The 13,569-nt window shown below is 68.5% G+C and carries 16 protein-coding genes; 5 read left to right on the top strand and 11 right to left on the bottom strand.

Annotated features, from left to right (window positions below; translation table 11 throughout):
* Positions 1–15: 15 nt before the first annotated feature.
* Both ACPC54_RS07555 and ACPC54_RS07550 read left to right on the top strand, forming a co-directional pair.
* Positions 16–1,458 (top strand): cytochrome P450, encoded by a 1,443-nt coding sequence (locus ACPC54_RS07555; protein WP_498962245.1) that lies wholly within the window; start codon positions 16–18, stop codon positions 1,456–1,458.
* Positions 1,459–1,538: 80 nt separating this feature from the next.
* Complete coding sequence (locus tag ACPC54_RS07550) at positions 1,539–2,123, top strand: DUF2867 domain-containing protein (protein WP_498962243.1); 585 nt, start codon at positions 1,539–1,541, stop codon at positions 2,121–2,123.
* A 321-nt stretch (positions 2,124–2,444) separates the two neighbouring features.
* Here ACPC54_RS07550 and ACPC54_RS07545 read toward each other — a convergent pair whose 3' ends face one another.
* From ACPC54_RS07545 to ACPC54_RS07510, 8 genes are all read right to left on the bottom strand, one after another.
* Positions 2,445–3,263: a class I SAM-dependent methyltransferase gene (locus ACPC54_RS07545; RefSeq protein ID WP_498962447.1), complete on the bottom strand. Its 819-nt coding sequence runs from the start codon at positions 3,261–3,263 to the stop codon at positions 2,445–2,447.
* A 461-nt stretch (positions 3,264–3,724) separates the two neighbouring features.
* Positions 3,725–3,922: a DUF397 domain-containing protein gene (locus ACPC54_RS07540; protein WP_498962241.1), complete on the bottom strand. Its 198-nt coding sequence runs from the start codon at positions 3,920–3,922 to the stop codon at positions 3,725–3,727.
* A gap of 370 nt (positions 3,923–4,292) precedes the next feature.
* Positions 4,293–5,177 carry a hypothetical protein gene (locus tag ACPC54_RS07535; RefSeq protein WP_498962239.1) on the bottom strand — a complete coding sequence of 295 codons (885 nt, stop codon included), beginning with the start codon at positions 5,175–5,177 and terminating at the stop codon, positions 4,293–4,295.
* Positions 5,178–5,356: 179 nt separating this feature from the next.
* Complete coding sequence (locus tag ACPC54_RS07530; RefSeq protein ID WP_498962237.1) at positions 5,357–6,496, bottom strand: hypothetical protein; 1,140 nt, start codon at positions 6,494–6,496, stop codon at positions 5,357–5,359.
* Positions 6,497–6,506: 10 nt separating this feature from the next.
* Positions 6,507–7,181: a histidine phosphatase family protein gene (locus tag ACPC54_RS07525; protein ID WP_498962235.1), complete on the bottom strand. Its 675-nt coding sequence runs from the start codon at positions 7,179–7,181 to the stop codon at positions 6,507–6,509.
* Positions 7,182–7,194: 13 nt separating this feature from the next.
* Entirely contained in the window at positions 7,195–8,190 is a 996-nt protein-coding gene (locus tag ACPC54_RS07520) for a nucleotidyltransferase domain-containing protein (protein WP_498962233.1), read from the bottom strand.
* A 34-nt stretch (positions 8,191–8,224) separates the two neighbouring features.
* Positions 8,225–9,127, bottom strand: coding sequence for a phosphotransferase (locus ACPC54_RS07515; RefSeq protein ID WP_498962231.1), 903 nt, complete (start codon positions 9,125–9,127; stop codon positions 8,225–8,227).
* A gap of 81 nt (positions 9,128–9,208) precedes the next feature.
* Positions 9,209–9,904, bottom strand: a complete 696-nt coding sequence (locus ACPC54_RS07510; protein WP_498962229.1) for an HAD family hydrolase — start codon at positions 9,902–9,904, stop codon at positions 9,209–9,211.
* 95 nt (positions 9,905–9,999) lie between these two features.
* Between ACPC54_RS07510 and ACPC54_RS07505 the strand changes: the two genes are divergently transcribed.
* Together ACPC54_RS07505 and ACPC54_RS07500 are read left to right on the top strand one after the other, a co-directional pair.
* Positions 10,000–10,773: a DUF5919 domain-containing protein gene (locus tag ACPC54_RS07505; RefSeq protein ID WP_498962227.1), complete on the top strand. Its 774-nt coding sequence runs from the start codon at positions 10,000–10,002 to the stop codon at positions 10,771–10,773.
* Positions 10,760–11,227 carry an NUDIX hydrolase gene (locus ACPC54_RS07500; protein WP_498962225.1) on the top strand — a complete coding sequence of 156 codons (468 nt, stop codon included), beginning with the start codon at positions 10,760–10,762 and terminating at the stop codon, positions 11,225–11,227. Before ACPC54_RS07505 ends, ACPC54_RS07500 begins: the two co-directional genes overlap by 14 nt.
* Here the strand turns inward: ACPC54_RS07500 and ACPC54_RS07495 are convergent.
* From ACPC54_RS07495 to ACPC54_RS07485, 3 genes are all read right to left on the bottom strand, one after another.
* On the bottom strand, positions 11,209–11,778 hold the full coding sequence (locus ACPC54_RS07495) for an HD domain-containing protein (protein ID WP_498962223.1): 570 nt from the start codon (positions 11,776–11,778) through the stop codon (positions 11,209–11,211). The genes ACPC54_RS07500 and ACPC54_RS07495 overlap by 19 nt on opposite strands.
* Positions 11,779–11,954: 176 nt before the next feature.
* Entirely contained in the window at positions 11,955–12,152 is a 198-nt protein-coding gene (locus ACPC54_RS07490; RefSeq protein WP_498962221.1) for a DUF397 domain-containing protein, read from the bottom strand.
* Between the two features lie 13 nt (positions 12,153–12,165).
* Positions 12,166–13,017, bottom strand: coding sequence for a helix-turn-helix domain-containing protein (locus tag ACPC54_RS07485; RefSeq protein ID WP_498962219.1), 852 nt, complete (start codon positions 13,015–13,017; stop codon positions 12,166–12,168).
* A 192-nt stretch (positions 13,018–13,209) separates the two neighbouring features.
* On the opposite strand from ACPC54_RS07485, the gene ACPC54_RS07480 reads away from it, so the two are divergent.
* On the top strand, positions 13,210–13,563 hold the full coding sequence (locus ACPC54_RS07480) for a hypothetical protein (protein WP_498962217.1): 354 nt from the start codon (positions 13,210–13,212) through the stop codon (positions 13,561–13,563).
* Positions 13,564–13,569: the final 6 nt, after the last annotated feature.

Here is a 13,569-nt window from a genome sequence, read left to right as displayed (position 1 = left end):
AGGAAACCGAGGACCATGGACCACTCCAGCAACACGCACGACGCGGCGGCCGCCTCCGGGGGCAAGTGCCCCGTCGACCACTCCGCGCCGGCCGCCCAGACCGTCGTCCCCTCCACCGCGCTGCCCGTGGTGGAGATGGCGCGGATCCGGCAGGTGCTGAGCATCTGGGCCCGCCCCGAGCCGTACCTGAAGACCTGCCGCGCCAAGTACGGCAGCCGCTTCCGGGTCACCATCATCCCCGGCGTGCCGCTGTACGTGATATCGGCCCCGGAGGACGTCAAGCAGATGTTCCTGGCCCCCCGGGACGTCCTGCACACCGGCTCAAGCAACACCCCGATCGAGAAGTGGACCGGCCGCAACGGCCTGGCCTGGCTGGACGAGGCGGAGCACACCAGCCGCCGCCGCGCCGTCATGCCGGCCTTCCGGGGCGACGCGATGAAGCGCGTCGAGCAGGCCGTGTACCGGCTCGCCGAGGAGCACGTGGCGTCCTGGCCGCGCGACCGGGCCGTGGGAGTGCACCCCTTCGCGCACGCCTACACCACGAAGGTCATCATGGAGGTCCTCTTCGGTGAGCACCGCCCCTCCAACGAGGCGGCGATGTTCGCGGAGGTCATGAAGATGCTGACCTTCAACTCCAAGCCGTCCACCATGAAGCCGTTCCACCTGCTGCCGCCGAAGAAGCTGCGCCGGATGCGGCTGTTCCGGCCGAACGGCGTCAACGAGTTCCTGGTCCGCCGCGACCGGGTGCACGCGATGGTGAACGCGGCGATCGAGGAGCGCCGGCGCTCCGGCGCCGAGGGCGACGACCTGCTCGGCGTGATGCTCGGCATCCGCGACGAGGACGGCAACCCGCCGAGCGTCACCGAGATGCGCGACGAGATCATGACCCAGTTCCTGGCCGGCACCGAGACCACCGCCTCGGCGATCTGCTGGGCACTGGAGTTCCTGACCCGCCACCCCGAGGTGGTCGAGAAGCTGCGCGCCGAGATGGCCGCCGGCGACAGCGACGAGTACCTGACCGCCGTCGTGCACGAGGTGCTGCGGCTCGGCCCGCCGATCCAGCAGATCGTGCCCCGCGAGGTGGTCAAGCCGGTCGAGCTCGGCGGCGTGCGCTACGCGCCCGGCGACCGGCTGTGGGCCAGCGCCTACCTGCTCAACCGGGACGAGCACAACTACCCGGACCCGGACGCGTTCAAGCCCGAGCGCTTCCTCGGCGTCAAGCCCGCCTCGCACACCTGGATCCCGTTCGGCGGCGGCCACACCCGCTGCCTCGGCGACCGGATCGCGCTGATGGAACTGAAGGCCACCCTGACCGAGATCCTGACCACCACCGACGTCCGGCGCGTCGCCGGCGAGGCGGTGCCCGCGCACAGCCGTACCGTCGTCAACATCCCCAAGGACGGCGCCCGCATGGTGTTCCACCCCCGCCGGGTGGAGGCCACGGCAGGCGCCCGATAAGTCGCCGTAAACGCCGGTAGCTTGGCGAAGCAGGTCGGCCGCGTACAACGCGGTTGCGTTCCACGAGAGATGAGGCAGGAATGAGGATCCCGAACACCGCGTTCACGGATCGGCCGTGGCGGATCCACGAGTACATCGGGGATTTCGACATCGAGGACGTCTGGGACCTGGACACCCCCGGTGGCCCCGACGACCTGGCCCGGCTGGTGCGGCAGTTCAGCGGCGACGGGACCGACTTCCACCCGTCGGCGGCCTACCGGCTGCTGTTCGCGATCCGCTGGAAGCTCGGCGCGGTCATGGGCTGGGACACCGCCGACCAGGGCATCAGCCCGCGCAACCCGTCGCTGCGGGAGCGGCTGGCGGACGACCTGCGTGACGGCACCCGCGGCCCGGACCTGAAGACGGTGCCGATGAAGTCGGTCTACCAGACGGACACCGAGTGGGTCACCGAAGTCGTCAACCGGACGGTGCACGCCGTGATGCACATCGGCTGGGTGGACGACGGCAACGGCCGGTTCCACGCCCAGATGGCCGTGCTCGCCAAACCGAACGGCGCGCTCGGCAAGGTGTACATGCCGGCGATCCTGCCGATCCGCCGGGTCTTCGTGACGCCGAACCTGGTGAAGACCATCGGCCGCACCTGGCACGCGCGCAAGGCCGCCTGACACCGGCCGCCCACCGCTGCCGCGCGAACCGCATGGTTCGCGCGGCAGCGGTGTTGTGCGGGGTGAACACCCGCGCGTCATCCGGTGCATTGGGTAAGCCCACCGGCGTTCCCCGCCGTCCACCCCCCACCCGCCTGCCGGCGGGTGCCCGCCCCGGGGCCTGTCCGCGTGCCGCCCGCCGGGCGGCACGCGGCGCCGCGGCACTTTGGGACCATGGACCGGAGCACGGGCGAGCTGTGAGGATCGCTGCTTCAGGCGAGCGGTCTTGCTCACACTCTGCGGCCCCACGGGGTCGCGCCCGTGGGGAAGGCCGATCCCCTGTCACGGATGGCAGACCAGGATGCCGCCAAGGCATGTGATCTTGAACGACCCCTCGGCCGCGATCGTGGCGGCGGCTATCTCGGCTGCCCGGTTGACGGTCTCGTGGAACGGGACGCCGCATTGGTCGGCCCACGCCTCGTAGGAGGCCAGGTGGGCAACGATTGGCGCGGGGTCGGTGATCTCGATGGCGCCGGGAAGTTCCCGCACGCGGATGTCATCGAACGCTGTCCCGAGGTAGCCGGGGGCCTTCTCCAGGGAGAAGCGGGAGCTGAGGGAGACCCGTGCCGGCCCCTCGGGAATCCCGAGGACGTCTCCGGCGGCCCTGGCCCACAGCTGGTCCAGCTCCTGCTTGTCGGTGTCGCTGTTGGTCGAGGCGATCAGCACGCCGCCAGTCCGGAGGACGCGGGCCAGTTCCTCGATCGTGGCCGCGATGTCGCTGACGTGGTACAGCATGTGCAGGGCCAGCACGCAGTCGGCACTGTCATCACCGAAGGGCAGGGCCTGGGCGTCGGCCACCAGGACCGGCCTCGCGACGTCGGTGAGGATGCCCGCCGAAATGTCCATCCCGACGATCTGAAGGTCTGGGCGGTCCTTGTGTAGGCGGCCGACGAACTTGCCGTTGCCGCAGCCGACGTCGAGGACGGTACCGCTGCTGGCGGCCAGCTCTTCGACGACGATCCCGGGCAGGTCGTACTGCGGCCGCTGCCACCGGTAGATGGACTGGCGGGCGGCCAGGTGACGTCCGTCGGCGTAAGCGGCGTTCGCGAGGATCGTCCTGTCGGCGACTGCGGCGTCCTGGTGTGCGGTGTTGCTCGTCACTGTGGCAGCTCCGGAGGGTTCGTGAGTGTGGGTCGAGAGCAGGCTTCTCTGCCATTCGGCGTGAGCTGGGTCGCCGAGGCCGTGGTCGAGCCCGATCCTCTGCATGGAGGAGAGGGTTTCGAGCTCCACGTCGGTGGCGTCGTGGGCCATGGCCTGCTCCTCGATCCGCTCCGGGGCCTCGCCCACGGCGAGGCCCCGCAAGTCGGACAGGGGACCGGCGGGGTCGCGGTGGCGCCGGGCGCCCACTCGGCTCGGTTCTCCAGCGCGGTCCCGGGTGGCTTTCAGCGACACACGGGCGAGCCCCGGCAACTGGGACGACCCCGGACGCGCGCACCGGTTCTCCGGGCCCGCCACGAACCTTCGTGGCGGGCCCGGACTGATGGTCCCGTACCGCAAGGGTCGCGCCGAGGGTGGGACGGACCTGCCGCCGCCCGGCGACGATTTCGCCACCAGGGCGCGAACTACTGTGTCAGATGGTCGAATTCTCCTGCCCGGACGCCGCGCAGGAGGGCGCGGAGTCCGTCTGGCGAGGTGGTGAGGATGAGGTCGGGGTCATCGCTCTCCCGGAGCCTGATGCTGCTGTCGGGGGCTGCGGCGAGCTCGATGCAGTTGACCGACTCGGAGCTGAAACTGGACTTCTGCCAGTCAGGATCTGACACAGCGCTTCCTCTCAGGTGTCCTTCCCGATACGGGCAATGAGATCACGCGACTTCGCGGGGCTGAGGGCGCAGGCTTCCATGAGGTCCAGAGCTTTTTGGTACTTCTCGAGTTGTGCATGGGCATCAAGGAACTCGGAGCACCGGTGTTATGCGGGGTGAACACCCGCGCATCACCCGGTGCGTTGGGTAAGTCCCTCGCCGTTCCCCACCATCCACCCCCCACCCGCCTGCCGGCGGGTGCCCGCCCCGGGCCCGGCCGCGTGCCGCCTGCTGGGCGGCACGCGGCGCTGATGGTGTAGGGCGAACGACCTGCCGGAGCGAGACGACCTCCCCCTTCCGGAGCCCCCTTGGGTCAGCGGGGTCACGTGTCTCAGGCTGCGCTGTGTGCAGGCCGACTGCCGGCGATGGCGGAGCGCAGGGCGGTTCGGACTCGGGCGGCACCTGCGGCTGCCACCTCTGCGCTCTTGCCGACCGTGAGGGTGCGGGTTGTCAGGCCGGCGCACGGGCGGCAGATGCCCGGTCGGGGCACGGGGTCGTGGCACTTGGCGCACTCGGCGTACCTGGCTGCTGCTGCGGCCGGGACGGGAGGCATCTTGTGCTCCAGGCGGTAGCGGAGCACGGCCGCCGCCGAGTGCATCGGGACGGGCAGGCCCGGAAGCAGGGCGTGGGCCAGGTCGGCCGGGGTGCTGCCACGAGCGAGCCACTGGGTGACCAGGGGAGCGAGTGCGCGCGCTTCGGCTTCGCCCAGGTGCAGCCGGGGCTCGGGGCGGATCACGCGGAACAGGGTGGCCACCGCATCGCGGACGCCTTCGGTCTCGGAATCCTCCTCCCGTTCTTCAGGCTTGACGTCATCGGCCGGACTCGTGGGGAGGGTGGGTTCTTGTTGCCAGTCCTTTACAACAGGGCTGCCAGCACGCCCGGCGGCCGCTCCACCGGGCGCCGGACGGGTGGCAGCCGGTGCGAACCACGGCGTGTCGTACACGTGGGTCTCGGTCCGGATGGTGCCGTCCGGCATGCGGATCTTCTCGACGCGGTAGAAGCCGGCGTCGGTCAGCTCCTTCAGGGCCTTGCGGATCGCGCCGCGCCCCTGCGGGCTGGAGTCGGCCATGTGCCGGCCGTCCTCCCGCCAGCCATCGGGACGGGAAAGGAGGTCCGCGAGCAGGCCGCGGGCGGTGTAGGACAGCCGCCGGTACTGCAGCATGCAGTTGGGCAGCACGGTGAAGTCGCGCGCGTGGGCGCTACGATGGACGCGCATCGGGAGTTGCCTTCTCCTGGTGCCGGACCCCGGGGTGTTGGTAGCACCGCCGGGGTCGCCTGTTTTTGGTTGTATTGCGGAACGTATCACTGAATCTGACATGGCATCAGGACTTCCCGGAAACATCGCCTCGTAGGGTGAAGTTGGGCCGGGTGCAGCGGGGCCTGAGATCGGTCGCGTCAGGCTCCGCAGCGGTGCCCGGGAGTATCTCCGCGGGCAGTCATCACGTTGGCCAGGGCTTGCTTGTTCGTGATCCATTCCGTTTCTCCGGCGGCGACCGAGCGCTGAACGGATTCGAAGACGGCTTCGTCGGCCGCATCAACAGGCCTGGCCAGGTGTGCCCGCATGTATTGCTTGAAGAGTGCGGGCAGTTGGTCCGGCCGAGTTCCGGTCTTGGCTCTCAGGGAGAAGATCGGGAGGAACCACTTTTCGAAGCCGTCCTTGATCTCCTCAGTGGCTCGGTACGCTTCGTGCAATGGCCGCAGGCTTTTCGTGTGGTCGTACGGAAGGTGGCCGTACAGGGCGTACTGAAGCCGGATGCCGCTGTGTTCGCGGAAGTGCTGGCCGTGGGCGGCGATGTGGTTGGCTGCGTTCTCGGTGATGGTCATGACGGCCATGTCCGCTTCGTGTCGCCGGGCTGCGGCGAGGACGGTGGCGTGGATGCCGACCCGTGGGTCGAGGACGAGGCGGTTCAGGCCGAGGGGCGCGAGGTCGATGCCGTGGTCGCGGGTTCGGGAGAGGATCAGTCGCTGGGCGACGTTGGAAGCGGTGTGCTGGAGGTGCTTGGGCTGCTGGCGGTGGCTGGCGTGGATGTCCGAGCGGTCGAGGACGGGGCGGTCCTTCGCGAGTTCGGCGACGAGGTGGAGGCCGGTGCGGTCCCGGGTCTCGGTGCTGCCGCAGGCGTTGCAGGGGTGGCTGCCGGTGCCGGTCATGTGACCGCAGGCCCGGCAGGTGGGGACGGTCTCGCGGCTGATGGTGAGGGTGCCGGCGCGGAGGTTGTTCTCGATCATCTCCAGCGCGAGGTTGGCGACCTCCGCGTCGGTGTCGGTCAGGAGGCCGCCCGCCGGGGGCTGTCCGGACGTGTACTTGGCGGAAATCAGGTCGGCCTCGAAGCGCTGGCGCGGGATCACCGGGCCCTCGGCCTGGCGGTGGCGGAGGTCTCCGGCGAGGGTGACGGTGTTCCACAGGTGGGGTGTGGGCGGTGAGCCCAGGATGGCGTTGAGGGCGGCGGCGAGGCGGATGCCCACGGCCTTGCCGGGGTGGGTGGCGAAGGTGAAGGGTCCGTTCTGGACAGGCCCGTTGAGGAACAGGTGTCGCACGGGCTCCTCCCTAGATCGGCGGGGTGGTGGTTCCCGTCCGGGTGAACCGGTCGTCGCGCAGCTCGTAGTGGAGAATCGCGGCGTTGGGCATCTTGCCCTTCCGCTCCTCGGCAAGGATCTCGGGCAGCGTGTGGAGCTCCAGCAGGGAGCGGAGCGCCACCGCGGCGGTCTGATGGGTGAACGCGACGACGGTGCGGGCTTCCCGGGCTTCAGCCTGGGCGAGGGCGGCGAACTCGGCGGCCCGGTTGAGCACGCCCTCGGTGAGCGACTCGCCGCCACCTGGAGCGGTCCAGACGTGCTTGCGCAGGCGGCGGTCCTCGGCAAGCTCGGGGTAGCTGTCGTACAGCTCGCGCTTGGTCATGTAGGTGGCGTCGCCGTAGTTCTGCTCGTCGAGGAGCGCGGTCTGCAGGGGCCACCCATCAGGGAGGTCGGGCAGGGCGATCGCGGCTGTGTCGATCGCCCTGCGGTACGTCGAGGTGTAGACGTGCGGCTCGGGGCCTGCGAGCTCCGGCAGGACTTCGGCGAGCCACTGGGCTTGCCGGAAGCCGCGCGGGGTGAGGCCGACGATGGTTCGGGAGATGGCGTGCGCGGCGGCTCCGCTGTAGGGGCGAGGGTCCTGGTAGAAGCCGTGGTACTTGTCGGCGTTCTCGACCGACTCGGCGTGCCGGATGACGAGCAGGGTCATGGTGTGGCGGCTCCTACCCGGCGAGGTTGGCGACGTAGGAACTGCTGACGGTCCACGGGGTGAGTTCGATGCCGAAGCCGCTGTGCTCGCCGTCCTGGGTGTGAACCAGCTTGCCGGCCAGGTGCACGGTGTCTCCGGATCGGAACGCTCCGGTGTAGGCGCCGAGGTACGAGCGCATGTGGGTGATCCGGCGGGCGAAGGAGTCGGCCTCGTCGATGGTCGAGCTGAGGATGGTCTCGACCTTGATCCCGTAGACGGCGGGGGTAGTAAGGCCCTCGGCGTGGTCGGTGATTTTCGCGAGGAGGGAGATCTCGCCGACCTCCTTGGAGGAGATACGGGTGAAGGTCCTGTCGCGATCGGAGCGGATCGGTTCGCAGTTGATGTGCGCGCCGGTACCGAAGGTCAGCCCCTGGAGCTTGCGGCGCTCCTGCTTGATCAGGGCGTCGAAGGAACTGCCCTCCATGTACTTGGCTCGGCGGATGTACAGTCTGGTGAGGTCATCCCCGTCGTACGGCCGGATCAGGTCGGCCTGCTGGAACAGCTCCTGGGCGGCCTGGTAGCCCTCCGGTCCGTAGCAGACGAGGTCGATGTCCGAGCGTTCGTTGAAGCAGCCGACGAGGAAGGACCCGGTCACGCCGATCAGGCCCTGGGCGCCGTTCGCGGTGATCCACTCGGTGATCGCCAGGAGGTCCTTGCCGGCCGGGTTGTCGGCGACCGCGCCGGGCTCCTCGTGGATGGCCGCGAGGGCCTGGCGGCAGGAGTAGTGAACGGCCACGTCCTCGCGCGGGATGCCGGTGATCACGCAGCCGAGGGTGTCGGAGTAGACGTAGCACTCCGGCCTGTCGGCCAGGATGCCGAAGGACTTCGACACGACGCTGTTCTGCCGGTAGGTCCGGCTGAACAGCCGCCGGTCGCCCTTGTCGTCGGGGTGGTACTTGACGTAGCCCAGGTAGTGGCTGCCGGGGTGGCTGTCGCCGATGACCTTGAAGACGACTCCGTGGTGGTCCATCAGGTAGTCGCGGCCGCGGACGGTGGGGACCGGCCTACCGGTGTTCAGCGGTGAACCGTTCCAGAGTGGGGAAGGTGCCGGTGTCGATCGTGTTGGACGACTCATACTGCTCAAGTCCCATCGTGAACAGAGAGCGGCGGTACTGCCACTTGATGTGCTTGTCGTGCCGTGCGGGGTCGGTGGGCCGCATGAGGGCGAGGAAGAAGAAGCACTTGACGAGCAGGAAGTCGCCCAGGTGCCCGCTCAGTCGCTGGCCGATCAGGGATGCGGTGGTCTCGTCGAGTGCGGTGGTGTAGGCGGCGCGCTGTTCCGGGGTGATCGTGTAGCCCTTGCCGCCGCCCTTGAAGGCCACGATGTCGAGCGCGGGGTAGACGTCGTAGCCGAGCGGGATCGGTCCGTGGTGCTGCCAGTCGATGACGCCGGCCTGAAGGACGTTGGGCAGGCCGTAGTCAAGGTGCCCGTGCACCAAAGGCAGTTGGGCCAGCCGGTCGAGGGCGTGCTTGACCGCCTCGTGGACTCGCGGGGTGTCGAAGTCCGGGTTCTCCTCGAAGACCTCGGCCGCGAAGGCCGCCTTCTCGAACCACGGCGTCGCGGGCAGGGGGTGCCTGGCCTGGGCCTGCAGGAGCTTCGATGACACGGCAGCTGCCGTACTGATCACCTGGTAGCTGACCTGTCCGTCCCGCTTCGCGTCGGCCAGCGCGTCCTCGTGCAACGAGGTCTCGCCGATGGCTCGCTCGACGACGAAGCAGCCCTCGTCCGCAGACCCGCTGTCAACGATCTCCGGGACGGGATAGCCGAGGCCAGCGGCCAGGTGCTGAAACTCGGCCTCCGCCCGCAGATCCTCTCCACCGGTCCGCCTGTAGAACAGGCCATCGGCCGACCGCCACACCGCGCCGTGGGCGGCGGTTCTGTCCTTCACGAACTCCCAGTCGCTCATCCACCCATCCTTCCGTAGCACCGAGTTTGAGGGGATCGTGGCGCAGCATGCGAGGACCGCGTCACCGCGTACTTGGACGGCTCAGGGACGTCCTGGGACGTTTTCCAGCAGAGCAAGGAGACCCGCTGTGTCCGACAGGTCCGGGAGAACCACTGGAGCACCGGCTGCTGCCAGCTCGGCCCGGCTGTGGGTACCGGAAGCCACCGCGATGATCCCGCAGCCGGTGGTGAGGGCTGCCTCGATGTCCCGTGGCGTGTCGCCGACCAGGACGACCGGTACGCCCCGGGGCAGTCCGCGATGGCGATGAACATGTCCGCGTGCGACGGCTACCAGGTCGGCACGTTGCTCGGCGTCGGCGCCATAAGCGCCGACGCCGAGATCCAGCAGTGGATCGAGATCGAAGGCCGACAGCTTCACGCGAGCATTCGCCGCAATGTTGCCGGTCAGTACCGATGACACCCAATCGGCCTGGACGCACGCGGCCTTGAGGGCGTCGCGCACACCCGCAAGTGCCATCCCGCGTCGACGCAGTTCGCCGAAATGTTCCTGGCCGGCCCGGGTGAGGGCGGCTTCGATGATCGGCCAGTCGGGCTCTGGGAGATCGTGGCTGCGGAACATGTCGCGCATGATCAAGCGGTCAGTACGGCCCTCCGTCGACGCTCGCACGGCTGGTGGGGCACCGGTCAACGCGGCGAATGCGGCTGCGTAGATCTCCTTGCTCACCCCGGCATTCTCGATGAGGGTGTGGTCGATATCCCATAGGACGATGAGCTGCATGCCGCCAGAGTAGGCACCTTGTCTGGCCGTCAGCTCCGGCGAAACGTCCCACAACGTCCTTGCACAGCCGCGCCCCCTCGGCTTGTATGGCCTCCGTGAACGAGCGACTTCACTCCGTACTCGCTCAGCGAGGCATAGAGCCGGAGGCGCTCGCCGAAGCCTGCGAAGTGGATCCCAAGACCGTTGGTCGCTGGCTCGGCGGACGCTTACCCCACCCGAGGCACCGCTTCCGCGCCGCCCGGCTCCTGCAGGTCGAGGCGACCTTCCTCTGGCCGGACTCACGGTCTGATGCAGGCCGGCGGACCGAAGGGTTGGGCATGGAGCTCGTCGGTACGTACCAGAACCGGGCCAGTGTGCCCCGCGAGACCTGGCTGACCCTGCTGCAGGAGGCCCGGCAGCGGATCGACGTGCTCGTCCTCTCCGGGACGTTCTTCGCCCAATCCAATCCGCACGTCGCCAAGATGCTTGCCGAACGGGCTGGCCGCGGTGTTCAAGTGCGGCTGTGCTTCGGAGACCCGAGCGGGCGCGCGGCTGCAACCAGAGGCCGCGAGGAGGGCATCGGCGACACCCTGGCGGCCAAGATCCGAGCGTCCCTCACCTACTACCGACCTCTGCTCCCGGAAGAGGGGTGCGAGGTGAGACTTCATGACACCACGCTGTACAACTCCCTCTTCCGCTATGACGACAACCTGCTGGTAAACCCGCACATCTTCGGCCAGCCGGCCAGTGCCAACCCCCTGCTCCATCTCAAGCGAGTGGACACCACCGGCTGGTTCGACAACTACGCTCAGAGTTTCGAAGCAGTCTGGGCCCACGCGCGGCCCTGGATGCCCGACCAGGAGGGGACCGCCGCACATGGGCAGGACTGAGTACTACAACGACCCCAACGCCCCCAAGGCCAACACCCTCATCCCTGCAAGCAATCTGCTCGTCGTCGACGACTCCGGTGCCATCCTGTTGCAGCGCCGCCGGGACACGGGACAGTGGGCGTTGCCCGGCGGCGCCCAGGACATCGGCGAGACCGCCGCCGATTGTGCGGTACGCGAGTGTTCGGAGGAGACCGGCATCCAGGCCGAGATCACTGGTTTCCTTGGCGTCTACACCAACCCGAACCACATCGTCGCCTACACCGATGGCGAGATCCGCCAGCAGTACGAGAACACCTACATCGGCCGCCCAGTCGGCGGCGAGCCCACGATCAACGACGAGGCAGACGGCGTTCGGTTCATCCAGCCCGCCGACCTTGACCGGTACGACATCCACCCCAGCATGCGCCAGCAGATCGGCGACTACCTCGCCGGCACCTATCCCCACCTCGGCTGAGCCGCCAGCGCCGCCTCCACCCGTTCAACCGCCGCGAAGATCCCCGGCGACGCCCGACCGATGAACCGCCCCACCACGCTCTCCGCCCCGTAACGACTGAGGATCTCCGCAACGCGGGCCTCGGCGGTGGTCGGACTGCCGGCGGGTGTCGTCGTCATGTCGCACCACACCAGGGCGTCGACCAATCGCTGGTCCTCCAGCAGCGGGAACTCGACCTCCAGCACTTCTCGCAGACCGCGCTCCTCGGCTTCGAGCAGGGCGAACGAGTGGTTCGCCACCAACCGCGTGAGCTGGTCATCGGCCCCATGGACGTCACGGAGGAACCGCGCACCATCGAGTGGGTGGAACCCTGTTGTCGCCACTCCCGGTGCGTAACCGACATCGTGGAGCAGAGCGGCACGGGTGAGGAGCCCGATCTGATGGCCAAGAACTCCTTCGAGGCGGACCGCCCGCTCAGCCACGCCCTGAGTGTGTGCCCAGCGGCGGGGCAGCGACTCGGCAAGCTGGTTCTTTGCCAGCGTTCTCGCCCATGAAATCGGCTCTTCGCTCATGGGTCATTGGTTCCCGTGCTGAGCACCTGTACGCGCAGGGGAGCTGGGTCGTCCTCATCGGGCCCGCCGCGAACCTTCGCGGTGGGCCCGGACTGACGATCTCGTACCGCAGGGTTGCGCCGGGGGTGAGACGAACCTGCCGCCGAGCGGCGACGCCTTCGCCATCAGGGTGCGAACTACTGTGTCAGATGGTCGAATTCTCCTGCGCGGACGCCGCGCAGGAGGGTGTGGAGTCCGGCTGGCGAGGTGGTGAGGATGAGGTCGGGGTCATCACTCTCCCGGAGCCTGATGCTGCTGTCGGGGGCTGAGGCGAGCTCGATGCAGTTGGCGCTGTCACCGCTGAATGAGGACTTCTGCCAGCTTTGAACAGCCATGAGTGTTCCCCTCTCACATGCTCTGGGCGATACGACGGATGAGGTCGCGGGATGCGTCAGGCCCGAGCGCGCTTGCCTCCAGCCGGTCCAACACGGCTCGATACTTGATCAGCTGTGGCTCGGTGTCAATGAAGTCGTATCCGTCCCCATCGACCTGCACGGTGTCCAAATGGGGGACGTCGGCGGCGAAGTACACGATCCCCGCACCGGAGCTGGGGTAGCTGCCGGTGCCGAACGGGATCACTCGCAGGTCGACGTACAGGTGCTCGCTCATTTTCAGCAGGTGCTCCAGCTGATCGCGGACCACCTCTGGGCCGCCGAAGTCCATGCGCAGGGCGGCCTCGTGAACGACAGCGGTCAGCGGACACGGCCGCTCGCCGTACAGCACTGCCTGCCGCTTGATGCGATGGGAAACGAGGTGTTCCACTTCGGGTGGTGACAAGGCCGGTACTACGTCCCGGAAGAGGGCGCGGGCGTGCTCGGGGGTCTGGAGAAGGCCTGGCAGGTGGATCGCGGTCGCGATCCGCATCGATCGCGCATGGTGTTCGACTTCCGCCAGATCGAGGGCTCCGGCGGGAAGGATCTCGCGGTACTCCTCCCACCAGCCTCGGGTCCGGCCGCCGGTCATGCGGGTCAGTGCGTCGATCAAGGCGTCGTCCACACAGCCGTAGAGGCGGGCCAGGGTTCGTACCCGGTCCGCGCTCACCGGGTATCCGCCGGATTCGATGTTGCTGATCCGGGACTGCGGCGTGCCGTGCAACTCCCCGGCTCGGGTGACCGACAGTCCTGCCTGCTCGCGCAATCGGCGCAACTCCGTGCCGAGTCGCCGCTGCCGGATGCTCGGTGGAATCTTGCTGGGCGGCATCCGCTGCTGCTCCCTTCGCTCGCGCGCCGTGGCCGGCGCCGTTCATCCTTTGGAGTGGCGGTGCTACCAATTCCTCAAAGACGGTGGACTACATACTAGCGACTGGCTACTTTTGATGGTGAGTCAGTTCAACTCCGCTGTCTGTCGTGGCGACAGCGTCGCGTCCAACTCTCTTTCATGTAGGAGATTTCCATGACTGCTGCGCCCTCGCCAAACGCCCGCCCGGCCATGGTTCGGATGCTGGTTGACCCGCCCTTCGAGCAGGAGCTGTGCGGGCTCGTGCTCGAGACCGCGCCCCGACTGTTCGCCGTCGTCCAGGTGTGCGGCGAGGAGTGTGAAGACGCCGACGGGTGGGTCGTGGCCTGGGGGCTCGCGGGCGATGACGGGCCCGCGCACGTGATCGGCATCGACGGGCGGGCGCGCATGACCCTCGCGTCGCCCGAGCGTGCCGTCCGACACTTCGGCGGACGGGCGGGGGTCACCGCGCGACTGGTCTGGCTCGCGCGGCCGGGTGCCGCCGCGCTGGGCCGGGCCGAGGCCGCCTGAAACCGT

It is taken from the genome of Kitasatospora sp. NPDC094028 (assembly GCF_049543595.1).
Classification (GTDB): domain Bacteria; phylum Actinomycetota; class Actinomycetes; order Streptomycetales; family Streptomycetaceae; genus Kitasatospora.
The sequence above is the reverse complement of the archived record's forward strand: the minus strand, read 5'-3'. Positions and strand labels throughout refer to the sequence as shown.

Bases quoted from the DNA above. Each gene is read 5' to 3' on its own strand.
- ACPC54_RS07485 (WP_498962219.1), bottom strand. From the start codon at position 13,017: ATGCCGCCCAGCAAGATTCCACCGAGCATCCGGCAGCGGCGACTCGGC.
- ACPC54_RS07525 (WP_498962235.1), bottom strand. From the start codon at position 7,181: ATGACCCTGCTCGTCATCCGGCACGCCGAGTCGGTCGAGAACGCCGAC.
- ACPC54_RS07520 (WP_498962233.1), bottom strand. From the start codon at position 8,190: ATGGACCACCACGGAGTCGTCTTCAAGGTCATCGGCGACAGCCACCCC.
- ACPC54_RS07510 (WP_498962229.1), bottom strand. From the start codon at position 9,904: ATGCAGCTCATCGTCCTATGGGATATCGACCACACCCTCATCGAGAAT.
- ACPC54_RS07490 (WP_498962221.1), bottom strand. From the start codon at position 12,152: ATGGCTGTTCAAAGCTGGCAGAAGTCCTCATTCAGCGGTGACAGCGCC.
- ACPC54_RS07550 (WP_498962243.1), top strand. From the start codon at position 1,539: ATGAGGATCCCGAACACCGCGTTCACGGATCGGCCGTGGCGGATCCAC.
- ACPC54_RS07500 (WP_498962225.1), top strand. From the start codon at position 10,760: ATGGGCAGGACTGAGTACTACAACGACCCCAACGCCCCCAAGGCCAAC.
- ACPC54_RS07495 (WP_498962223.1), bottom strand. From the start codon at position 11,778: ATGAGCGAAGAGCCGATTTCATGGGCGAGAACGCTGGCAAAGAACCAG.
- ACPC54_RS07535 (WP_498962239.1), bottom strand. From the start codon at position 5,177: ATGCGCGTCCATCGTAGCGCCCACGCGCGCGACTTCACCGTGCTGCCC.
- ACPC54_RS07480 (WP_498962217.1), top strand. From the start codon at position 13,210: ATGACTGCTGCGCCCTCGCCAAACGCCCGCCCGGCCATGGTTCGGATG.
- ACPC54_RS07515 (WP_498962231.1), bottom strand. From the start codon at position 9,127: ATGAGCGACTGGGAGTTCGTGAAGGACAGAACCGCCGCCCACGGCGCG.
- ACPC54_RS07555 (WP_498962245.1), top strand. From the start codon at position 16: ATGGACCACTCCAGCAACACGCACGACGCGGCGGCCGCCTCCGGGGGC.